At 55.3% G+C, this 20,208-nt stretch carries 20 protein-coding genes and 3 pseudogenes; 13 read left to right on the forward strand and 10 right to left on the reverse strand.

Features of this window, described 5'->3' with window-relative positions; translation table 11 throughout:
• Window positions 1–65: 65 nt before the first annotated feature.
• The gene (locus tag ACYZUD_RS27440) at window positions 66–1,586 is read right to left on the reverse strand and encodes an ABC transporter substrate-binding protein (RefSeq protein WP_462021012.1); all 1,521 of its coding nucleotides are present in this window, start codon (window positions 1,584–1,586) and stop codon (window positions 66–68) included.
• 186 nt (window positions 1,587–1,772) lie between these two features.
• Between ACYZUD_RS27440 and ACYZUD_RS27445 the strand changes: the two genes are divergently transcribed.
• A complete protein-coding gene (locus tag ACYZUD_RS27445) occupies window positions 1,773–2,690 on the forward strand; it encodes a LysR substrate-binding domain-containing protein (protein ID WP_462025124.1) in 918 nt (305 codons plus the stop codon).
• Between the two features lie 524 nt (window positions 2,691–3,214).
• A pseudogene (locus tag ACYZUD_RS27450) lies at window positions 3,215–3,394 on the forward strand (chromate efflux transporter); the annotation flags it as partial.
• Window positions 3,395–3,503: 109 nt separating this feature from the next.
• On the opposite strand, the gene ACYZUD_RS27455 reads toward ACYZUD_RS27450, so the two are convergent.
• Window positions 3,504–3,656 carry a YHYH domain-containing protein gene (locus tag ACYZUD_RS27455; RefSeq protein WP_462021013.1) on the reverse strand — a complete coding sequence of 51 codons (153 nt, stop codon included), beginning with the start codon at window positions 3,654–3,656 and terminating at the stop codon, window positions 3,504–3,506.
• A gap of 264 nt (window positions 3,657–3,920) precedes the next feature.
• Between ACYZUD_RS27455 and ACYZUD_RS27460 the strand changes: the two are divergent.
• Window positions 3,921–5,237, forward strand: a pseudogene (locus ACYZUD_RS27460) (MFS transporter).
• A gap of 34 nt (window positions 5,238–5,271) precedes the next feature.
• Here ACYZUD_RS27460 and ACYZUD_RS27465 read toward each other — a convergent pair.
• The 4 genes from ACYZUD_RS27465 to ACYZUD_RS27480 are packed head-to-tail and all read right to left on the reverse strand — an operon-like array spanning window position 5,272 to window position 7,905.
• Window positions 5,272–6,015 (reverse strand): TraX family protein, encoded by a 744-nt coding sequence (locus ACYZUD_RS27465; protein WP_462021014.1) that lies wholly within the window; start codon window positions 6,013–6,015, stop codon window positions 5,272–5,274.
• Window positions 6,012–6,449, reverse strand: coding sequence for a YqaA family protein (locus ACYZUD_RS27470; RefSeq protein ID WP_462021015.1), 438 nt, complete (start codon window positions 6,447–6,449; stop codon window positions 6,012–6,014). The genes ACYZUD_RS27465 and ACYZUD_RS27470 overlap by 4 nt, the downstream gene beginning before the upstream one ends.
• Window positions 6,450–6,461: 12 nt before the next feature.
• Window positions 6,462–7,598: a nickel/cobalt efflux protein RcnA gene (locus ACYZUD_RS27475; RefSeq protein WP_462021016.1), complete on the reverse strand. Its 1,137-nt coding sequence runs from the start codon at window positions 7,596–7,598 to the stop codon at window positions 6,462–6,464.
• Window positions 7,599–7,605: 7 nt separating this feature from the next.
• Entirely contained in the window at window positions 7,606–7,905 is a 300-nt protein-coding gene (locus tag ACYZUD_RS27480) for a metal-sensing transcriptional repressor (RefSeq protein WP_048377475.1), read from the reverse strand.
• Between the two features lie 515 nt (window positions 7,906–8,420).
• Here ACYZUD_RS27480 and ACYZUD_RS27485 point away from each other — a divergent pair.
• On the forward strand, window positions 8,421–9,158 hold the full coding sequence (locus tag ACYZUD_RS27485; protein ID WP_462021017.1) for a HupE/UreJ family protein: 738 nt from the start codon (window positions 8,421–8,423) through the stop codon (window positions 9,156–9,158).
• Between the two features lie 12 nt (window positions 9,159–9,170).
• On the forward strand, window positions 9,171–9,806 hold the full coding sequence (locus tag ACYZUD_RS27490; protein ID WP_462021018.1) for a transmembrane anchor protein: 636 nt from the start codon (window positions 9,171–9,173) through the stop codon (window positions 9,804–9,806).
• A gap of 267 nt (window positions 9,807–10,073) precedes the next feature.
• Here the strand turns inward: ACYZUD_RS27490 and ACYZUD_RS27495 are convergent.
• A pseudogene (locus tag ACYZUD_RS27495) lies at window positions 10,074–10,295 on the reverse strand (transporter associated domain-containing protein); the annotation flags it as partial.
• Between the two features lie 211 nt (window positions 10,296–10,506).
• Here ACYZUD_RS27495 and ACYZUD_RS27500 point away from each other — a divergent pair.
• Complete coding sequence (locus ACYZUD_RS27500; protein ID WP_462021019.1) at window positions 10,507–10,995, forward strand: Lrp/AsnC family transcriptional regulator; 489 nt, start codon at window positions 10,507–10,509, stop codon at window positions 10,993–10,995.
• 115 nt (window positions 10,996–11,110) lie between these two features.
• On the opposite strand, the gene ACYZUD_RS27505 is transcribed toward ACYZUD_RS27500, so the two are convergent.
• A protein-coding gene (locus tag ACYZUD_RS27505; RefSeq protein ID WP_462021020.1) for an IS3 family transposase occupies window positions 11,111–12,330 on the reverse strand; the annotation gives its coding sequence in 2 pieces (ribosomal slippage) (window positions 11,111–11,985 and window positions 11,985–12,330; 1,221 coding nt in all).
• Window positions 12,331–12,773: 443 nt separating this feature from the next.
• Here ACYZUD_RS27505 and ACYZUD_RS27510 point away from each other — a divergent pair.
• The 7 genes from ACYZUD_RS27510 to ACYZUD_RS27540 all read left to right on the forward strand — a co-directional run bounded on the left by ACYZUD_RS27510 (window position 12,774) and on the right by ACYZUD_RS27540 (window position 17,766).
• Window positions 12,774–13,553, forward strand: coding sequence for a DUF4198 domain-containing protein (locus ACYZUD_RS27510; RefSeq protein WP_462021021.1), 780 nt, complete (start codon window positions 12,774–12,776; stop codon window positions 13,551–13,553).
• A gap of 32 nt (window positions 13,554–13,585) precedes the next feature.
• Window positions 13,586–13,966 (forward strand): hypothetical protein, encoded by a 381-nt coding sequence (locus ACYZUD_RS27515; protein WP_462021022.1) that lies wholly within the window; start codon window positions 13,586–13,588, stop codon window positions 13,964–13,966.
• Between the two features lie 88 nt (window positions 13,967–14,054).
• A complete protein-coding gene (locus ACYZUD_RS27520; protein ID WP_462021023.1) occupies window positions 14,055–14,783 on the forward strand; it encodes a HupE/UreJ family protein in 729 nt (242 codons plus the stop codon).
• Window positions 14,784–15,368, forward strand: coding sequence for a hypothetical protein (locus ACYZUD_RS27525; protein WP_462021024.1), 585 nt, complete (start codon window positions 14,784–14,786; stop codon window positions 15,366–15,368).
• A 42-nt stretch (window positions 15,369–15,410) separates the two neighbouring features.
• Complete coding sequence (locus ACYZUD_RS27530) at window positions 15,411–16,625, forward strand: DUF1624 domain-containing protein (RefSeq protein ID WP_462021025.1); 1,215 nt, start codon at window positions 15,411–15,413, stop codon at window positions 16,623–16,625.
• Between the two features lie 121 nt (window positions 16,626–16,746).
• The gene (locus ACYZUD_RS27535; protein WP_462021026.1) at window positions 16,747–17,106 is read left to right on the forward strand and encodes an IS110 family transposase; all 360 of its coding nucleotides are present in this window, start codon (window positions 16,747–16,749) and stop codon (window positions 17,104–17,106) included.
• Window positions 17,107–17,118: 12 nt separating this feature from the next.
• The gene (locus tag ACYZUD_RS27540; protein ID WP_462021027.1) at window positions 17,119–17,766 is read left to right on the forward strand and encodes an IS110 family RNA-guided transposase; all 648 of its coding nucleotides are present in this window, start codon (window positions 17,119–17,121) and stop codon (window positions 17,764–17,766) included.
• A 336-nt stretch (window positions 17,767–18,102) separates the two neighbouring features.
• On the opposite strand, the gene ACYZUD_RS27545 is transcribed toward ACYZUD_RS27540, so the two are convergent.
• Window positions 18,103–19,392, reverse strand: a complete 1,290-nt coding sequence (locus ACYZUD_RS27545) for an OprD family porin (RefSeq protein WP_462021028.1) — start codon at window positions 19,390–19,392, stop codon at window positions 18,103–18,105.
• A 312-nt stretch (window positions 19,393–19,704) separates the two neighbouring features.
• Window positions 19,705–20,199 carry an Lrp/AsnC family transcriptional regulator gene (locus ACYZUD_RS27550; RefSeq protein ID WP_462021029.1) on the reverse strand — a complete coding sequence of 165 codons (495 nt, stop codon included), beginning with the start codon at window positions 20,197–20,199 and terminating at the stop codon, window positions 19,705–19,707.
• Window positions 20,200–20,208: the final 9 nt, after the last annotated feature.

Here is a 20,208-nt window from a genome sequence, read left to right on the forward strand (position 1 = left end):
TTGGCTGATATATGTGGGGGGCTTGCCGTAGCGCGTTTAAAACTGCGCGTCACGGCACCTGTCGATTACTTCCAACTGGACAGAGCGAAACGCGGTAGCTCATCCGGGTAGGGCGTGAACGCCAGGTCGGAGGTATAGGCGTAGTTCATCGAGTAATTGAACAGCGGCGCCCAATAGGCCTGCTCGCTGATGCGCTGCAACGCCTTGTGGTAGTTGTTCTTGCGCACTTGCGGGTCGAGGGCGTTGTCGGCAGTCTGCAACCAGCCCTGGACTTGCGGATCCTTGATGTTGTCGTCCGGGTTGCCTTTGAACCAGGTCCCAGCCGACGCCGAGGTGTCGAGAATCGAGAACGAACCCCAGGCCTGAAACGACATTGGCACCTTGCCGCCACGTTGCTGATCGCGCAGGGCGGCATACTTCAAGTAACGCAGCTTGGCGTTGATGCCCACAGCGCGCAGGTTGCCGATGATGGCTTCGACGTAATCACGGTCGCGATAAGCGAAGATTTCTGTCTCGAAGCCATTTGGGTAACCGGCTTCGGCGAGCAGCGCCTTGGCCTTGGCCGGGTCATAGTTGTAGACCGTGGCCGCGGTAGTATCGCAGCCGAACTGGCCTGGATAACAGGCAACCTGCAAGGGTTTGGCTTCGCCACCCACCAATTGCGTGGCCAGCGCATTGCGGTTGATCGCGTGGTTGATGGCCTGACGCACCTTGAGGTTCTTCATCGGCGAGTTTTCAGTGGAGGTGCCCCGAGCATCAAGAATCAGGAAGCCGATGCGCATGGTTTCGCCGCTGGACACGGTCAAGTTCGGCATACCTTTGAGGTCGACTGCCTGGTCCGAGGTCACACGCCAGGTCCAGTCGACACCATCGGTCATCAACTCGGCCAGGCGGGTTTCTGCATCCGGGATCACCCGGAACGTGAGGTGGCCGATATGTGGCTTGCCTTGTGGGCTGTCCGGGAAGTAGTCCTTGTTGATCTCCATGGTCACGCCTTCGCCAGCCACCACCGACACAGCTTTATACGGCCCGGTGCCAATTGGCTTGCGACTGAATTCGGCCAGGCCGACCTTCTCGAAGTACTGCTTGGGGAACATCGGAACGGCGTTGGACAGGTATTCCAGTGCCGGAGGGAAAGGCTTCTTCAAATACAGGCGGACGCTGTAGTCACCGGTTTTTTCGGCGCTCTTGATCCAGTCTATGTTTTGCACGGTAACGACTTTCGCTTCGGGCGACACCACGTAGTTGAGGGTGAACACCACGTCGTCGGCGGTGAAGGCGTCGCCGTTGTGAAATTTGACGCCTTTGCGCAGCTCAAAGTCGATGGTGGTGTCGTCGACCTGTTTCCAGCTGGTGGCCAGCATGGGTTTGTATTCGCCGCTTATGGGATCGCGGTAGATCAGGTTGTCCCAGATCAGCCGGCCGAGAATCACCCCTTCGCGTAAATCGTTGTGATAGGGGCTGATGTTTTCAGGCTCGCTGTCGGAAGCGTAAACCAGGGTGTCGTTGGCTTTACCGGCATGAGCCGGAAAACTGCTGATGAGGCCCATCAGCGCAATACTGCAGGCGAAACCTTTGATGCCCATGCCGTCGTCTCCGTTGGCGAGAGTGGTTGAATCAAAGGGCAGCGAATCGCAAATGCGCAAAGGAGGATGAAGCGGTCAGGCAATGTTTTTTTTGGTCTGGACACGAATGTAGGGAAAGGGTATCAATGCCGCAAGCTCAATATTTCGATACTTCCTTTGCCGAAAAGGCAACTCTTGGGGGCTTCTATGCAGCTGCATGGCGTGCAGTCCACGGCACTGCGCTATTTTCTTGAAGTAGCGCGATGCGGATCGATCAGCGAAGCCTCAATGCGGCTGAATGTCGCGGCGTCAGCGGTAAGCCGACAAATTTCCAAGCTTGAGTTGGCCCTGGATGCCAGCCTGTTTGAGCGTCGTGCCCGAGGCATGGTGCTCAGCGAGGCGGGGGCGCGATTGGCGGCTTATGCGCGCAAGTCGCAGCTTGAGGCCGAGCAGGTGGTGCTGGAAATTACCGAGCTGCACGGCTTGCAACGGGGACATGTGCATGTCGCCTGCTCGGAAGGTTTTGCACTGGAATACATGCCCAGGAGCATTAGCGCGTTCAGGCGTGAGTATCAGGGCATTCATTTCACGTTGGAGGTCTGTGCGCCTGCTGAGGCGACTGAGAAGGTTCGTTCCGGGGAAGCCGATCTGGCGATGACCTTCAGTCTGACGCCGCAAAAGGAAGTCAAGGTCGAACATTTCCTAAGCGGGGCTATTTTTGCTGTGGTCTCCAATTCCCATCCCTTGGCCGGGCGTGAAGCGGTCAGCCTCGCCGAGTTGCAACCCTGGCCCATAGCGTTACCGAAGGCCGATACCACGATACGGCAACTGTTCGACATCTGTTGCGGTGTACAGGGGTTGTTGTTCGACCCAGTCTTGACCACTAATTACGTTGCCGCACTCTATAGCTTCGTCCGCGAAGAAGGTGTGATTAGCCTGGCCAGCGAAATGACCTTGCACAAACAGGTAGCGGACAAGCAGCTGCAATGCTTGCCGATCCTGGATGAAGGCATGCAGGCGCGGCGCATCGAACTGCAAAGCATGGCTGGACGCAATTTACCGGCGGCGGTTTCTGCATTCAGGGATTTTCTGATCGCTGAGCTGGCAAAAGCGAAGCGTCGTTGAAAAGACGAGGTTACTTGATGCGTCCGCCTTGTGGTCGCTCTAGCGCCAAAATCAAACTCTACGAGTGGCTGCGAGTAACTGTGGGCTTAACCATTCGATGCAACAGCCGCAACCATTGTTCCAAAGTAAAATCGACGACGTGCAAGAAGAACCCAGGGAGTACCACGAGGAAGGCGCAACTCGTGGTTGTCTGATAGACCTTTTAAGCGTGAGCCCCTGAGTATGGGAATGCGAAGCCTTCCCATACTCAGGGGCTTGGCTGAAGAAGCGCAGGCATGCGAGAGATTCAGCGACAGTCGTCATTTCTGTCTCCATGCTCCACGACACGGATGGCATGGATTGTCGCCGGTGATGCTCAGCGTATCGGCACCACGTTCCGAACCTTCGGGCACGAGGTCACGCTGGGCGATCATCCAGGCATACAGCATATCCATCACTGGTACCGCTTTTTCTTGCCGTACGTCCACGGACGTCTTTTTTTGTGCCTGAAATCCAGTAAATACGGGGGTTTCAGGGCTATTGGGGGCTTTCGAGTTTTTTGGAGTTCCAGGCGATTTGGTATTCCCAATGGTATTCCCAGCTACTGGCCCTCTGCGATAATCGCCGTTGCGGCCGCGATCGCTTTGTTCCGCTTCAAGCGAGGTGTGATCCAGGTGCTAATGGCCAGCGCACTTGTAGGTTTAGCGGTGCACCTACTGCGCTGACTGCGCTGACTGCGCAACTTATTAGCAGTTCTTTGCTGAGAACTGGCCTCCCCTAAAGTAAAAAGACCAGCCCGCACTAAAGCCCAGCCTAGCGCTGGGCTTTTGCTGTTTAGTGGCAGTGGTAGTCGTTCGTTTTATGGTTGCGATGGCAACCTTTTGAATCAGTACCGCCGCTATGCGCGAAGGCAGCGACGGAGGTGATCGACAGTAAAGCGGCGATCAAAAGGGCAGACAGTTTCATCAGGGCTTGCTCCATGCTCATGTTTTTATATCCGTGAGACCTCTCACGCTTCGCAGCGTATGGCTAATTGCCTCTATTGGGCAAGCGACTTCCTGACTGTCTCCCCGACATTCGATGAAAGGCTGAGCGCCTACTTCTTGAGCTACCACTGGCTCTAGTTTAGGATGGCTAGTTATCCCCCTAGGGGGGATATAAGATCATCTATAAACGGATAGTGTGTCGCTCTCTTTCTACTAGAAAACTCGACATCCTGACGGTTGCACGCCTCTCCATGTGAGATTTCCTATGCTGAAAATCCTGGCCAATCGAACCTACCGTCACCTCTTTCTGGCCCAAGTGATTGCGCTCGTAGGAACAGGTCTTGCCACTGTCGCGCTGGGACTACTGGCGTTTGATCTTGCAGGAGCACAAGCAGGTGCCGTTCTAGGGACAGCGTTGGCGATCAAAATGACGGCCTACATCGGCGTTGCACCGATTGCGGCGGCTTTTGCAGAGCGTCTGCCCCGTCGAGCAATGTTGGTCTCGCTGGATTTGGTGCGAGCATTGGTCGCGCTTGCTCTGCCGTTTGTGACGGAGGTTTGGCAGATCTATGTGCTGATTTTCGTCCTGCAATCGGCCTCAGCGGCGTTCACCCCGACATTTCAAGCGACGATTCCAGACATCCTGCCAGATGAGGACGATTACACGCGCGCCTTGTCTCTATCACGTCTGGCCTATGATCTTGAAAGTGTCGTCAGCCCGATGTTCGCCGCCGCGTTGCTGACCGTGATCAGTTTCCACAACCTGTTTGCAGGCACTGTCATTGGATTTCTCGCTTCAGCGGCGCTGGTCACCACGGTGCTACTGCCGAAAGCGAAGTAGACGCCTCGGCGCAGCATCTACGAACGAACCACCCGAGGCATGCGCATATTCCTGGCCACACCCCGCTTGAGGGGGCTTCTCGTGCTCAATCTGACGGTAGCCGCCGCCAGTGCCATGGTGATCGTCAACACGGTGGTACTGGTGCAGTCGCGCTTCGCCCTGCCTCAGAGTTCTACTGCATTGGCGTTGGCAGCGTTTGGTAGCGGCTCTATGGTGGCCGCCCTGGTGTTGCCAAGGCTGTTGAAAAACATCAAAGACCGTACAGCGATGCTGTTTGGTGGGGGAATACTGGTCGCTGGTTTGGCTCTTGGTATCAACCTGACCACTTACGACTTCCTGCTGCCTCTGTGGATGGTGCTCGGCGTGGGGTACTCGTTAGCCCAGACCCCCAGTGGTCGACTTCTACGTCGCTCGGCACATGCAGAAGATCGACCGGTTTTGTTTGCGGCCCAGTTCGCTCTATCCCATGCCTGTTGGTTGATTACGTATCCATTGGCCGGGTGGCTTGGGGCCCACATCAGCCTTACCGCATCGTTCGTTGGGCTCGCTGTTGTAGCAGGTAGCGCACTGGTGATCAGCATTGTGATCTGGCGTCCTGCTCACGATCAAGAGTCGATCAGACACACCCATGAGAGCCTGCTAGACGATCACACTCACCTTGATGGCCAAGACAGTGTGGAGCACGAACACCCCTATGTAATAGATGATCAGCATCGCCGGTGGCCCAATGACCGACGTTAAGCGATGGGGACTTGCAAAGCCGGTCGGTCAACCTTCAGCTCAGAAGCCGTAGCGCTTGCAGTACGGCGAGATGGCCCGGATAGAACCAGTAGCCCCATTGTTGCACGGGCCAGACTTTTAAGGTGAAGGTCTGTCGCAGAAGCCAGAGTCCGATCAAGGGAGCCGCGAACGCGGCACTCAAGGCCAGCACTGAATAGATCTCCATGTCCAATGCCCTGGTCACGATGCTGCTAGGGGTATTACTCAACAGGCATAGAGCCGCTGGCAGTAGCCAAAGAACACCGGGCCTCTTGATCGCTAGCAGGATCGCTGACGGAACGAGTGCTCCGTAGACGCCATACATCAATGGATCGTCCAGTACATAGGCAATTGCCGTGGCGATCACTGCCACCGCACCGCTCAACAAGGTACGATGCTGCCATCCCCAAGCGATCACCAACCCTAGCACTAGGGTGACCAGCACGTTGAATGAGCCTGAAGTGCTGATGTAGCGGTAAGGCACCTCTGAAATGACAGCGAACAACAGCATCAGCGCAAGGTACCGACCGTTCGCGGCAGTCAATAACTCACCCGGTTTCGAGCGCGCCACGTTGGCCGCAATGGCGACACAGAACAGCGGAAAAGACAGCCGTCCGGGAATGAACAGATAGGTCATTTCCGGCCACACCAATCGCAAATGGTCGATGACCATGGTCAGCATCGCCAGCCACTTGATCAGATCCAGGCTGCTGCTTCGGCTTTTGAGCGAGGAGTGCTGGGCAGCATGAGCAGCCGTCATGCCCACCCCAGCGTGACGGTGGTCAGCACGAGATAACGAACTCCCTTAGCCAGGGTAACGATCAGCAGGAAACTCCAGAACGGCTCACGCATGACTCCAGCAACCACCGTCAGTGGATCGCCAATGATGGGCACCCAACTCAGCAAAAGCGACCAGCGCCCGAATCGTAGATAAGATTGCTGGGCCTTTTCGAGTTTGCTGTCGCTCACTGGGAACCAGCGCTTGTGGCGCAATCGTTCAATGGAGCGACCCAATAACCAATTCAGCGTAGAGCCGAGAACGTTGCCGAAGGTGGCGACCGCCAGAAGCGTAGACGCGACGTATCGGTCGGAGAGCAACATCCCAACCAGCACGGCTTCAGATTGCATTGGCAACAATGTGGCGGCACCAAATGCTGCCAAGAACAATCCCACGTAACTGGTGAGTTCAAACAATCGGAAGTCGCCTTATGCTGTCAGGCCGATCCAGCCATGGAAGCCTACGTACAGACCAACACCGATGATCAACACGCTGGACAGGTAAGGAGCACGACGAGCCACTGTGCCCAACCAAGGCCAGCGATTGGACGCCTGTTTGGTACCAATGGCAGCGGCTGCTCCCACCGTCACCAGGGTAAGTGCCAAACCGATGCTGAAGCACAGGACGAGCATGCCTCCTAATGCGACCTCTTTGACCTGAAGGCATAGCAACAATACGGTGATGGCGGCAGGGCAAGGGATCAAACCACCCGTCAAACCAAACACAACGATCTGGCCTGTGGTGACCTCTCGGTTAGTGAAGCGCTTACGAATATCATTGGCATGTGCACGTTCGTGCGCATCCTGATAGCCGTCAATCGACAACTCCAGACCTTCCAGTTCGGAATGCGCGTGCCCGTGATCATGTTCCTGGTACGCCAGATCGTAATCATGGGAGTGGCCCGCATGCCCAAGACTCAAGCGAGCACTGAATTCATGAGGCTCCGGGATATCGACCGCCGAAGCCAGGAAGCCTTTGCGCTCAACGAAAGAGAACGTTTGAGTGCTGCCGTCAGGACGGGTAGTGACCAGGCGAACGTCTGAGGCCGCCCAGGCGTGTCCGGCCAATGTCTTCAAACGCCAATGCGGTGGCATGCCTTCTTCGAAGATCGACAATTCGACACGGCCATGGCCGGTATCGATTCGCTGGGTCTCATCATGATGGCCATGGTCGTGCTCGCCGTGATGGTGATCATCACCTTGCTCGAACTTGAACATCTGCTCACCGCGCCAGGTACGCCACAGCATCCACAGAGCAATCACGATGATCAGTACCGACGATGCAAGCTGGAAATACGGCTCACTGGTTTGTGCGTCCAGGCCTTGGCCCAAGTACATGCCGCCGATGGCAGCCAACCACACCACGGCGGTGTGCGACAGCGTCGCGGCCAAGCCCAACAGTACGGCCTGTTTTACAGAGCCACGGATGGCCACAATGAAGGCCGCCATCATGGTTTTTGAATGGCCTGGTTCCAGTCCATGCAAGGCACCGAGCACAATAGCGCTCGGGAAATACAGCCAGGCATGAGCCCCGCCTTGTTGCAGCAGTTCAGCGAAGTTGGGCATGTCAGGCCTAGAGGTACTTGGTGATTTGTTTGAAGGCTTCCAGTGGTGCGCGCTCGCCATTGTTCAACGCCGAGACGGTGTCCTCCAGGCAATGATCAATGTGATCCTGGATGAGTGTGCGTTTGGCCTGACACACTGCCTTTTCAACTGCGTGCAGCTGCTGAGCAATGTCCACGCACTGACGACCCTCTTCGATCATGGTGATGATGCCGCGTAAATGGCCATCCGCCCGCTTGAGGCGCTTGATGATCGCCTCGTGACTTTGGTGGGTATGGGGATGGCTGTGTTCGTGTTCTTGCTCACTCATGACTTGAGCCTCGGGCCTCAATGAATTACGCTGGCATCCTATCCCCCCTAGGGGGATATGGTCAAACGTATCGCGCCCACAACGAACGATTTAGAAACTCCGGACACTATGCTCAGCAGATCCCTGACAACCACAGTGGTATTCGTACTTGTTCTCGCCATGTTTGTGGCTTGGGCCGGGCATACCTATACGTTGTCAGTGACATCGAAACAGCCAGCCTGGGAGATTGCGCAAGACGCCCATCACTCCCATGAAGAGCAAGCCGAGATGTCGTGTGCGAGCTGCTCAGATCACTATCACTCGCCGTTGACCCCTGATCATCAGCACGAAACGCCACAGCTCACGTCCGCGTTGAGTTTGGCCGAGCAGCCTAAGTTCGCTATGCGGGTCGATGCACCACGCTATTCCGTTCCCCGTCCGCCGATTTTCCTGATCGAGCGGCCACCCCGTCCAACGTTCGCATCCTGACCATGGCCGCACTGCGGCCTTTGATCCCTGCAACGTAGGATTGACCTATGCATTGGCACTCGATGAGCGGTGTTATCGCATTCACTGCGCCAACGCACCGCCCGCTATTGCTGTTGTTTTTACTTGTCGCTGCACTTTTCCTCGGGATGCCCGAGGCGATGGCTCACGCCGTCGCGGAAGGTGACAAGGGCTTTATCCAGGAAAGTTCCGGCGTCATGTTGCTGCCCTTCATCTACATGGGCGCTAAGCACATGATGACGGGCTACGACCACCTGCTGTTTCTGTTCGGGGTGATCTTCTTCCTCTACCGCCTGAAGGACGTGGGGCTCTACGTCACGCTATTCGCCGTAGGCCACTCGGTCACGCTGCTGCTGGGCGTGCTGACCGAGATCAGCATCAGCTCCTACATCATCGACGCCATCATCGGTTTCTCGGTGGTGTACAAGGCGCTCGATAACCTGGGTGCCTTCCAGCGCTGGTTCGGTTTCCAACCCAACACCAAAGTGGCCACGCTGATCTTCGGCCTGCTCCATGGTTTCGGTCTAGCCACCAAGATCCAGGAGTACGAAATCTCGCCTGATGGCCTGATTCCGAATCTGATCGCCTTCAACGTCGGCGTAGAGATCGGCCAATTGCTGGCCCTTAGCGCGATTCTCATTCTGATGGGGTATTGGCGGCGCACCGGCGGTTTCTGGCGCCACGCCTATACCGCCAACGTCGCCATGATGAGTGCCGGCTTCCTGCTGATGGGTTACCAGATCACCGGCCTGTTTGTCTCCGCGTAAGGAATTTTGACCATGTTTAATACTCCACTTCCAACTGTCAACGAATTGCCCAGCACCCGCAAACTGGTGCGCTCGACTGTCATTGCACTGCTGACTGCGGTTGGCCTGTTGGTGACTGTTGTCATGCCTTCAGAATATGCCGTTGATCCTACAGGTGTGGGCCGCGCACTGGGACTGACCCAGATGGGCGAATTGAAGATCACCCTTGCCCAAGAAGCGTTGGCGGACGCAGCCCCGCCGCAAGCAGCAGCTCCGGCTCCGCAGGTTGCAAAAGTCCAACCTATTGCGAAACCTGTTGCTCAACTTGTGACGACTCCTAACCCTGCCCTGAAAACGAATCAAATGACCGTCACGCTCAAGCCCGGTGAAGGGACAGAAATAAAACTGGAAGTGCTGAAGAACAAGACTGTTAGCTATGAATGGACAGCGGCTGGTGGGCCCGTGAACTACGACACCCATGGCGAGCCCTACAACGGTGAAAAGGGTTACTTCCACAGCTACAACAAGGGCAAGCAGGTCAAAAGTGATAAAGGTGAATTCACCGCCATTTTTGACGGCACCCATGGTTGGTTTTGGCGTAACCGCAGCAACAACGACGTGACCATCTCACTCAAAACAACTGGCGATTACTTGGGCGTCAAACAGTAGTCCGAAACAGCGATGGCTGTCCTGCCGCCGAAAATGCGCTGCTCAACCTGACCACAGACCATTTATTTCATCCATTTTTTGAAGAGTCTTCCCATGAAAACCCCTACAACTCTGATCCGTTCGATGATCTTGGTCTGCTTACTTGGCCTGATGACGGCATGCGGAGGCGGTGAAAAAGGCACCACCTCCGAAAGCGCTAAGCACGGGCATTCACACGAATAACCCCGTGTAAAAAAAGAGGCCGCAATCGCGGCCTCGTTTTTTGCATCATTGTTTACGCAACAAAACCCTCGTTACGCGGCGCTCTTCGACCTCGACAACGGTCATGCTCCACTCCTGCCAAGTAAGCTTGTCTCCAATGGTCGGCAGACGATCCAGCATGCTCATGACTAACCCCGCGAGCGTTTGATAGTCATCAGTCGCTTGCGCTTGGAAGCCGATGTGTTCGCGAATCTGGCTGAGATTCAGCGCACCGCTGACGAGGAAACCTCCATCTGTTGCCGCTGACCCAAAACTGACCTGTAACGGTTGAGTATACGTTTTAGACATCAAGAGGGGCTTTGCATAAGGCGGACACATGGCATGTTCCTTGCTCCAACAAACATGAAAGAAAATTCATCGTTTGTCTCTGAACGAGTCAGCGCGACAGCGCGTCTGCCGAGTGTTTCTACCCGCGAGACTTGGAAAGTAGGAGCTAGAAATGGATGCGTCTGCGAAGCTGGATCGAATCGATTTGAGTATTCTCGTGCAGTTGCAAAAGGACGGGAGGATGACCAACGTCAGCCTTGCCGAAGCCGTTGGCTTATCCCCCAGCCCCTGCCTGCAGCGGGTCAAGCGGTTGGAGACGGCAGGATACATCAGCGGGTATGAGGCCCATGTGGACCTAGCAAAATTTGCGAGCTCGGTGACGGTTTTCACCGAGATCACCTTGAACGACCACAAGCGTGCTGACTTCGTGAAATTCGAAGCCGCCATTCGAGGGTTAGATGAGGTGCTCGAGTGCCATCTCATCAGCGGCGGATATGACTACCTGGTGAGGTTCCTGACCAGCAGCATTCAGTCTTATCAAGAGTTGATGGAGAGCATTCTCGACAGGGAAATCGGCATCGAAAAGTATTTCAGCTACATCGTGATCAAGACTCCCGTGGTCAAGAGCGCTGCGCCGCTGCGCAGCTTGGTCAAGCTCTGACCTACCGATAGAGCACTGAGCGGGCGCGAGTCTCGCTGCTTTAATTCTCGTCATCCCCCACCGCAACGGCAGGGGGAGTGGACTTGCCCCTACCAAACCGGACACCAACTCCCCGTTAAATTGATGCTGCCGCTAAGCGCCTGAACTCCCTCGGTGAACGATATTTCAAGGCGCTGTGCGGATGCTGCTCGTTGTAATGCTCGAAGGCAATTGCCAGGTTGTGCAGCGCCGTTTCTCGATCCGGCTTGGGCATATGCGCCACATAATCGCGCTTGATCGTCTTCACGAAGCTCTCTGCCATACCATTGCTCTGAGGGCTGCGCACTGGAGTGGTCACCGGCTGCAAACCGATCTGTCGAGCAAACAGGCGTGTCTGTTCGGCGGTGTACGCCGAGCCGTTGTCGCTTAGCCATTGCACCGGCGTTGCAGGCAGTTGATCACCGAAGCGTTTCTCTACGCTCTCCAGCATCAAGTCGCGGATGTCATCGCCGCTGTACCCGGTCGGACTCGCGACCCAGCCGATGGCTTCGCGGTCACAGCAATCCAGGGCGAAGGTCACGCTCAGTTTGGCGCCGTCCTCACAGCGGAACTCAAAGCCGTCCGAGCACCAACGCGTATCACTGGTTTCCACGGCAATACGGCCTTCGTGCCGACGCGGCACGCCGGGCTGTTTGATCCGGCGTTCAAGCAAAAGGTTGTGGTCACGCATCACCCGGTAAACCCGCTTCACGTTGATCGCCGGCAGCGACCGCTTTTCACGGGCGCGACGCAGCAATCCCCAAACACGACGGTAGCCATAGCTGGGCAGCTCGCTGATCTGTTGCTGGATTTCAACCACCAGATCAGCGTCGTTCAGGGCCCTGCTTCGCCGGACTTTGGGCGATACCGATTGCTTGATTCGAACCGTTAATTGCGAGCGCGCCACACCGAGACATTCGCTGACCAGTTTCACTGGTCGTCCCCCGGCAACAAGGGTGAGTGCGCAATCCATTTTCGCGACCGGGCGATCTCCACCGCCTCTTTGAGGATTTCCGCTTCCATCGTCTTCTTGCCGAGCATCCGTTGCAGTTCACGGATCTGCTTGAGCGCATCGCTCAGCTCCGAGGCGGGCACAACGGCTTCACCGGCACTGACCGCCGACAGACTGCCGTCCTGATATAACTTGCGCCATAGGAACAGCTGGTTGGCATTGATGCCGTTGCGTCGAGCGACCACCGAAACGCTTTGCCCGGGCTCAAGGCTCTCGCGAACCATGGCCAGTTTTTGCTCCGGACTCCAGCGCCGTCGCCGCTCCTGGCCCAAAAGCTCCCCACTCTTGTCGTTGCTATTAGTCATAAACATAACCGTTTGCCTATCCCTTATCGTAAGGGGGAAACGGTGTCCTGTCTTCCATGGGGCTCGTTCAGGGAGCAACGTTTTCTCTCTTGCTCGCCCCCCACTGAATGCATTTTGCGCGTTATTTCTCACGTATCGACAGCTCGTTTTTCACCTGCCGTCTGCACCAAAACGAGTCGAGGCAGACAAAACCTGCTGTTATTGCTCCAGCCATGTGCAGGCGGCATAAAACACTGTCTCCCTCCTTAAAAAGACAGATTGTTACGCTGCGAAGTGCCATTTCAGCGAAAACGTCGCAACCGATGGTGCTGTAATTTCAACGGCCCTGACACAGCGTGAACCGCCGCAGAGTAATGCTTTGAGCAGCATGCTCACCGCTGTCAGCTATTTAAGAACGCGCAATGGCGCATCATCCAAACGTATGAAGTCTTAAGGAAGCCGTAATGAAGAAAGTAACCCAATTGGTAGCGGGCTCCGCTTTGATATTGGCCGCTGGCGTTACCCAAGCGCACCAGATTTGGTTTGAGCAGGCCCCTAACAGCAGTACCGTGACTTTCTATTATGGTGAGTACGACAACAATATGTTGGAAGTGACGCCAGGAGGCATGGACCGCTTTAAAGAGCTGCAGGGCGAGTGGTTGAAAAAATCCGGTGTCGCGCCGCTAACCATGAAGCTGAATCGTGACAACTTCTCCGTCGCAGAAAAGCCTGCCAAGGGCGACTCACTGTTGGCGGTAGATAAAAAGTACCCCATCTTCCAGGTCAAGGACGAGGGTAAGACAGTTGATGCTTACTGGACCCCGGCTACTCGTTGGGTCAGCGATTTTAGTGCACGTAAACCGGAACTCGATCTCGATCTCGTTCCAACCGGCGTGGTCAAGGGCGATCAAGTTGAGTTTCAAGTTTTGTACTTGAAAGATCCGCTCAGTAACGTACCTGTGACAATGTCTTCCGGTTCCGGCTGGGTACGCCTGGCGAAAACCGACGGTGAAGGAAAAGTGGCCTTCAAACTGCCATGGAAAGATACCTATGTACTGGGCATCGAATATCGCGAGCGTAATGGCGGTGGTGAGCGTGTAGACGTGAATGGCGCAAAAGAGAAATACGACATTCTTGCCTATAGCACTACGTTGTCGTTCCGCAAAGATTCCGGTGCCTCGCCGATGGTTCGTGCCGATTCCAGTCTGCCCGCCTCGGAAATCGCGCGTCTGAACAAGAAGTGATTCATTCCGCAGGACAACGCAGGAGAAACACCATGAAGACGATCACCCGAACTCTTTTGACCGCAGCTGTATTGCTGTTGGGGGCCAAGGCATCAGCGCATGGAATCCCTCAGCCTCAGCATGGCGGCCTGATTGACGATGCCGGCCTGGTGGCCATCGAGATGGTCACCAAAGGCAATACCGTTGAGCTGTACTTGACCGATGATGACCAGCCCGTGAGCGCGAGTAACGTCAAGGGTGTCCTCATTGTGACCTCCGGTGACGATCGCAAGCAACTGGATATCGTTCCCGTAACTGGCAATCAACTCAAGAGCAGCGGTATTACCGTGGCACCAGGTGCGCGCGTCAGTGCACTGCTGACGTTGGCTGACGGCCAGACTAAAGTCAGTGCTCGGTTTAAAATTCCGCAGTAACTTTCGTCACGTTCCTCGCCATCGTAGTGAACAACTCTTCTAGAGAGAGTCGTTCTCTACGATTGCGAGCATCTATTCGGAAACTATCATGAAAGACGGATTAACATCTGTTCTGCTGCGCGGAGCGCTTGCCCGCTGCTTGAAAGGGTTTTTGCTCGTAGTATGCGCTTTCGCCGCCGGCGGTGCTTATGCGCACGGGGTTTCAGAGGGCGACCAAAGCTTCGTCGAAAGTGCTCGGGGAGTAAATATAGTTCCCTATATGTACCTAGGCGCCAAGCACATGGTCACTGGGTATGATCACCTGCTGTTCCTGTTTGGGGTCATTTTTTTCCTGTATCGTCTGAAAGATGTAGGGAAGTATGTAACGTTGTTTGCAATTGGCCATAGCGTCACTTTGCTTGCCGGTGTAATGCTCGATATCAAGGCCAATGCCTTTATTATTGATGCGATTATTGGGCTCTCAGTAGTCTATAAAGCCCTCGATAACCTGGGCGCCTTCAAAACTGTACTTGGTTTCGAGCCGAATCCTAAAGTGGCCGTGCTGGTGTTTGGTTTCTTTCATGGTTTCGGATTGGCGACCAAGATTCAAGAGCTCAGTATTTCCAAAGATGGCCTGTTCACCAATCTGGTGTCATTCAACATCGGTGTTGAGTTCGGTCAATTGTTAGCGCTTAGCCTGATTTTACTGGTCATGACCCTGTGGCGGCAAACCGCAAGTTTTCAACGAAGTGCCATTTTCGCTAATGGCGTACTAATGACGGCTGGCTTAGTGCTCGCCGGGTGGCAATTGTCCGGGTACTTTTATCCAGGAGTGTGAATGATGGAAGCAACGTATCAAGTTTCTTCACAAACATTAACCAAAGCGACACTGTCAGCGGCCATTGCAGCTGCGGTCATTTTGGCTTTGTTTGTATTGCCAGCCGAGCGCGGTATCGATATCACCGGCCTTGGCAAAGCGATCGGCTTGACGCGTATGGCCCAACCGGCTGAGGAGCAGGTCACGGTTGCTAGCGCCAGTCCCACGGCAGCAAGTGACCTTCCCATCCCCGACAAACAGAGCATCGTCAAGACATCGGCATACCGTGCGGACGAAATGACGCTGGTGTTGCAACCTAATGCGGGTGTCGAGATCAAGGCACAAATGCTCGCGGGAGACCACTACGTCTTTCGCTGGGAGTCCTCGGGACCGCTGACGGTAGACATGCATGGCGAAAAACCTCACGCCGGCAAGGCTTTCACTCGTTATTGGAAGGAGGCAGATCAGACCTCCGCGCAGGGTTCTTTCACCGCACCTTTCGCTGGCACTCACGGCTGGTACTGGCGCAACCGCGGCGAAGAACCCGTGACCATTACTGTCAAGACCGACGGATTCTACGAGCGCCTGTTCAACCCAGGCGCTTGAGTTTACTGCTCGACACACCACTTCACACATCAGGGGATCTTTATGGCTAGCACGTCAGGCACGTCAGGCACGTTGCGGCAGGCGGGAGCAATTCCGGTTGCCGGGGCGGTCAGCGCGGTAAAAGCGCGGACCAGGATGTTGGCGATCGATGCATTGCGTGGCTTTGTCATGCTGTGCATGTTGGTCGACCATGTTCGAGAAACGTTTTATTTGCACCGTCAGGTATCGGATCCCATGGATCCCATGACCACACCGCCCGAGCTATTTTTCACTCGAATGGTCAGTGAAATCTGTGCCCCGGCGTTCATCTTCCTTACAGGTCTCTCCGCTTATCTGTACGGTCAATCCCACACCATGAAAGAGACTTCAGCGTTTCTGTTCAAACGTGGTCTGTTCTTGATCGTATTGGAAGTCACTGTGGTCTGCTTCGCGTGGACCTTTGAGTTTCCGCCCAGCACGCTGTGGCTGCAGGTTATCTGGTGCATAGGCATCTGTATGCTGTCCCTGGCCGTGTTGTTGCATCTGCCTCGGCGCTGGTTGGTGATTGGCGGAGTGGCCATTGTCGCGCTGCACAACCTCACTGATGGCATCGTTATCGGTCCGGATTCGCCATTGTTCGTGCCATGGTCAATTCTCCATCAACGAGTCTTTATTGACTTGGGCGGTATCACTCGCGCACGTACCACCTATCCGGTGTTGCCTTGGATCGGCGTCATCATGCTCGGTTATGCAATGGGGCCGTGGTTTTCCAAAGAAGTCGATTCGCCGACACGTATCAAGCGTCTGGTGCAAGTGGGTGGCGGCTTGATTGTCGGCTTCCTGATGATCCGCTACCTCAACTTCTACGGTGAAAAACCTTGGGTTCATACCGGGCAATCGCTGCAGACGTTCATGAGCTTCCTGTGCGCTCGCAAGTATCCCCCTTCGCTGATGTTCCTGATGCCAACCATCGGTCTGTCTATCTTGCTAATGGCGTTGTTCGAGAAGATCGAGGCGTCGAAGGCAACGGCGGCGTTGGCTGTACTGGGCGGGGCGCCGATGTTCTTTTACATCCTCCACCTGTACGTGCTGAAGATCATGTACCTGATCGCGTTGGCAGTATGGGGGCCTAACTATGGCCAGTTATACGGGTTCGACGGGTTGGCCGGAATCTGGATGTGGTGGCTGATTCTGGCTGTTACGCTGTATTTCCCGGCGGCCTGGTTCGCCCGCTTGAAGCAGCGTCGTCGTGACCTGACCTGGCTCAGGTATTTCTGAAGGCTTGCGCTTAGACATCAAACCCCGCCCGGCGAGAGCCTGGCGGGTAATGAGATGGTCTCCCCGACACCCTGCGAAGGCTACGCTTTCGCAGGGTGTTTTTAATTCGGAGACCATCACCATGAGCGATTTGGCATTGGTCGGTATCGACATCGGCAAACACACCTTCCATCTGCACGGCCAGGATAAAGCCGGCCGCGAGCTGTTTCGCAAGAAGCTCTCACGACAGCAGATGATGCGGTTCTTTGCCAACCTGCCTACCTGCACCGTGGTGATGGAGGCGTGCACCGGAGCGCATTTCGTCGCTCGCGAACTGACCGCCATGGGCCATCAGGCCAAGCTGATTTCCCCGCAATTCGTTAAGCCCTTCGTCAAAGCCAACAAAAACGACTTCATCGATGCGCAAGCTATCTGCGAGGCAGCTTCGCGCCCGACGATGCGCTTTGTGTCGCCCAAGACCGAAGCCCAGCAAACCCTTTAAGTATTGCATCGTATGCGCGAGTCGCTGATCCGCGACCGCACCAAGGCCGTCAATCAGATGCATGGCTTTTTAGTTCGGCATCAGCCTGCCGCAAGGACTGACAGTCATGAAGCGCCTGTCCACCGTTCTGGCGGAGTACGAGTTGCCTGTTCGGTTAACAGTGCTACTGCAGCGTTTGCACGATCATTTCGTTTATCTGGACGAGCAGATCAGGCGCTCGATAAAGAGCTGGCCGGCCAACTGGCCGACGATGATCTGGGTCGTCGTTTGCTGAGCATGCCTTGTGTGGGGCCGATCACCGCCAGCCTGTTGGCTGTAGAAATAGGCGATGGCCAGCAATACGGTTGCAGCCGCGATTTCTCGGCATCCGTCGGGCTGGTGCCCAGACAATACAGCACAGGTGAACGGGCGAATTTGTTGGGTATAAGCAAGCGGGGAGACAAGAATCTCAGGCGTCTGCTGGTGCAGTGCGCCAGGGTTTACATGCAACATTTGGAGCTGCAGAAAGGGGCCCTGACTGACTGGGTCCGGATGCTGTTGACGCGGCGCCACTCCAATGTGGTGGCCTGTGTCTTGGCGAACAAATTAGCTCGGATAGCCTGGGCGATTGCCGCACACCATACCCAATACGAGACAGGGCCAGGCGCCTTAAACGCCTGACCCTGCGGTTGTTGCTGTACCACGATTCACCTTTCAGGTTTGCGATAACTGAGCAACAGATGAAATGAACGGCCTACCGGCCTGACGATCCTTAAAAATCAGGCTCAAGAAACCGAGCGTTTTTTTAAGGATCGTCAGGCGCGACTCTCATCGTGGCGCGGGGCTTGCCCCAATTTGACGCCGGATAGATTTACGCAAGCCAACCACTTCATCCGTTAATCGGTATTGCAAAAAATGGGGTTACCATAGATTTTTATCGCCTGCGCAACGTGTATCCAGCATGCGTAAAAAAAGCCCCACACTCGGCGGGGCTCTGGCGTTAGCTGAGCTATCGAGCTACCACTTGCCACCCAGCGGGTATTCGATGGCAAGGCGGATCTGGTCGGCGTCCAGCTCGGCCTGCGCGGTATTGCCGCGATGCACCGCATGCCTCAGGGTTAAAGCGAGGTTCTTGAAGGTTCCGGATTGCACCACATACTTGCCCTGAATATCGCGTTCCCAGTGCTTGCCGTTGTCGCCATAGCCCAGCCACCCGTATCCGCCGCTGGCGTCCATATGGGTGCCGTCGATATCGCTGCCGCGCACATAAAGGGCCATGAAGGTCAATCCCGGCACGCCGTAGGGTGCCATGTTGAGGTCATAACGCAGTTGCCATGAGGCTTCTTCTGGCCCGTTGAAATCGGAAAGCGCGACGGCGTTGCTCAGGAATATTGCCCCCCGCGTGACGTAGTCGAAGGGAGTATCGCCATCAACCTTCTGGTAGCCCAGTCCCAAGCTATGAGCGCCGACGGTATAGGTCCCCATCAAGCTGAAAGTAGTATTGTCGATTCGGCCCGAAAGCGCTCGGCCGGTGTCTTGGGTGTGATACAGGTTGAGGTCGGCTATCAGCGATTGATTGTCCGATAGGGTCCAGGTATAGGTGCTACCTAGATATTGCTCACGCCAAGTATCTTCGTAGAGCGCCGAAAATAAGCTAATGCTTAGGTTTTTCAAACCGGTGTATTTGCCACCGACAAAGTCGAATGCGTTACCTTGCGTGGCGTTGGAATAATTGACCACAAACCCTCGATCATGGCTGGTAGCGTTGCGGTCGGTACTTTCGGTGAAGTGGCCCCCATAAAGGGTCGTACGACTGATTTCTCGGCTGGTGAGTAGCCATCCGGTAGCAGTCTCTGGCAGTAGCCGACTGTCAGAGGAACCAAATACCGGCGTCTTTACCCGTTGTTCGCCATAGCGCAGTTCAGTCGACGATACCCTTAACTTCAGTAGTGCCCCGCCGCGGCTGAACTGATCCTTGGGGTAACCCTCGTTATCGATCGGTAGCAACCGCGCCTTGCCTGCCCGTCCTCCACCACTGTCCAGTTGCTGTCCCGCGTAAACGTGCGCATCAGCTCCGACGCCCACCGTACCGGTGGTGTAACCCGAGACAAAGTCCGCCATCAGTCCGTAGGCATATTCCTCTGCCAAGTCACTACGCTGAACACGTGGTTTGTAAGCATTTCGTGCGCCATTACTCAGCGAACCATGTTGGTAGGCTCTGCGGTCGTATAGCACACGGTTGAAAAGTGTCCATTGGCTTCCTTCCAAGAAACCAGTTGCCGAATCCTGATCGCCAGCAGTTGCCATAAGGCATGTGCTGCCCAGCGTCAGTAATAGACTGCCTTTTGCTATTCTTTTCAAAATGATTGCCCCCAGTATTCGGCAGCCACGACCGAGCGCCACGTTGATAAACGCGTGGCTCTTGGAAGGGCAGTGATTCGGAAAGGTTGTAGTGCAAGAAGAATTACACCACTGCGATGGGTGCGGGATCTGTTGAAATCAAAGGGGGTAGGGAGATTTAAGTTGTTTTATGGAGATAAAACAGTGTGATCTGCTGAGTGCACTGCATAGGGCCTGCAACTTGGCCGATGACCATTTCCAGTGCGTTTCAGAGGCCATTCAGGGCGTTCCCGCCAGGAGTTTTTTCAGGGGTACGGCGTCTTTCATTACCGGTGATTTGATGACGATGTAGCTGAAGTACTTAACGATACCGGTGTTCTTGTCCAGGATGCTTTCCATGACTTCCTGGTAGTGCTGAATGCTGCGAGTCATGAAGCGTACCAGGTAGTCGTAGCCGCCACTGATAAGGTGACATTCGAGTACCTCGTCGACATTGCGAATGCTGGCCTCGAAATGGGCGAAGTCTTCCCGTCGATGATGCTCGAACGTCACTTCGGTAAAGACAGTGACCGACTCACTGATTTTGGAAAGATTGATCTGCGCTTTATAGCTCATGATGTAGCCCGATGCTTCGAGCCGCTTGACCCTCTGCAAGCAGGGGCTGGCAGAGAGCCCGACGGCATCGGCCAGGCTGACATTTGTCATGCGCCCGTCTTTCTGCAGTTCGCTGAGAATACGAATGTCTATTCGGTCCAGCTTTATTGTCTCTGCCATGCAACCTCC

The sequence above is a fragment of the Pseudomonas sp. XS1P51 genome, from assembly GCF_054897845.1.

Bases quoted from the DNA above. Each gene is read 5' to 3' on its own strand.
- ACYZUD_RS27440 (WP_462021012.1), bottom strand. From the start codon at position 1,586: ATGGGCATCAAAGGTTTCGCCTGCAGTATTGCGCTGATGGGCCTCATC.
- ACYZUD_RS27445 (WP_462025124.1), top strand. From the start codon at position 1,773: ATGCAGCTGCATGGCGTGCAGTCCACGGCACTGCGCTATTTTCTTGAA.
- ACYZUD_RS27455 (WP_462021013.1), bottom strand. From the start codon at position 3,656: ATGAGCATGGAGCAAGCCCTGATGAAACTGTCTGCCCTTTTGATCGCC.
- ACYZUD_RS27465 (WP_462021014.1), bottom strand. From the start codon at position 6,015: ATGACGGCTGCTCATGCTGCCCAGCACTCCTCGCTCAAAAGCCGAAGC.
- ACYZUD_RS27475 (WP_462021016.1), bottom strand. From the start codon at position 7,598: ATGCCCAACTTCGCTGAACTGCTGCAACAAGGCGGGGCTCATGCCTGG.
- ACYZUD_RS27480 (WP_048377475.1), bottom strand. From the start codon at position 7,905: ATGAGTGAGCAAGAACACGAACACAGCCATCCCCATACCCACCAAAGT.
- ACYZUD_RS27485 (WP_462021017.1), top strand. From the start codon at position 8,421: ATGCATTGGCACTCGATGAGCGGTGTTATCGCATTCACTGCGCCAACG.
- ACYZUD_RS27490 (WP_462021018.1), top strand. From the start codon at position 9,171: ATGTTTAATACTCCACTTCCAACTGTCAACGAATTGCCCAGCACCCGC.
- ACYZUD_RS27500 (WP_462021019.1), top strand. From the start codon at position 10,507: ATGGATGCGTCTGCGAAGCTGGATCGAATCGATTTGAGTATTCTCGTG.
- ACYZUD_RS27510 (WP_462021021.1), top strand. From the start codon at position 12,774: ATGAAGAAAGTAACCCAATTGGTAGCGGGCTCCGCTTTGATATTGGCC.
- ACYZUD_RS27515 (WP_462021022.1), top strand. From the start codon at position 13,586: ATGAAGACGATCACCCGAACTCTTTTGACCGCAGCTGTATTGCTGTTG.
- ACYZUD_RS27520 (WP_462021023.1), top strand. From the start codon at position 14,055: ATGAAAGACGGATTAACATCTGTTCTGCTGCGCGGAGCGCTTGCCCGC.
- ACYZUD_RS27525 (WP_462021024.1), top strand. From the start codon at position 14,784: ATGATGGAAGCAACGTATCAAGTTTCTTCACAAACATTAACCAAAGCG.
- ACYZUD_RS27530 (WP_462021025.1), top strand. From the start codon at position 15,411: ATGGCTAGCACGTCAGGCACGTCAGGCACGTTGCGGCAGGCGGGAGCA.
- ACYZUD_RS27535 (WP_462021026.1), top strand. From the start codon at position 16,747: ATGAGCGATTTGGCATTGGTCGGTATCGACATCGGCAAACACACCTTC.
- ACYZUD_RS27540 (WP_462021027.1), top strand. From the start codon at position 17,119: ATGCGCGAGTCGCTGATCCGCGACCGCACCAAGGCCGTCAATCAGATG.
- ACYZUD_RS27545 (WP_462021028.1), bottom strand. From the start codon at position 19,392: ATGGCAACTGCTGGCGATCAGGATTCGGCAACTGGTTTCTTGGAAGGA.
- ACYZUD_RS27550 (WP_462021029.1), bottom strand. From the start codon at position 20,199: ATGGCAGAGACAATAAAGCTGGACCGAATAGACATTCGTATTCTCAGC.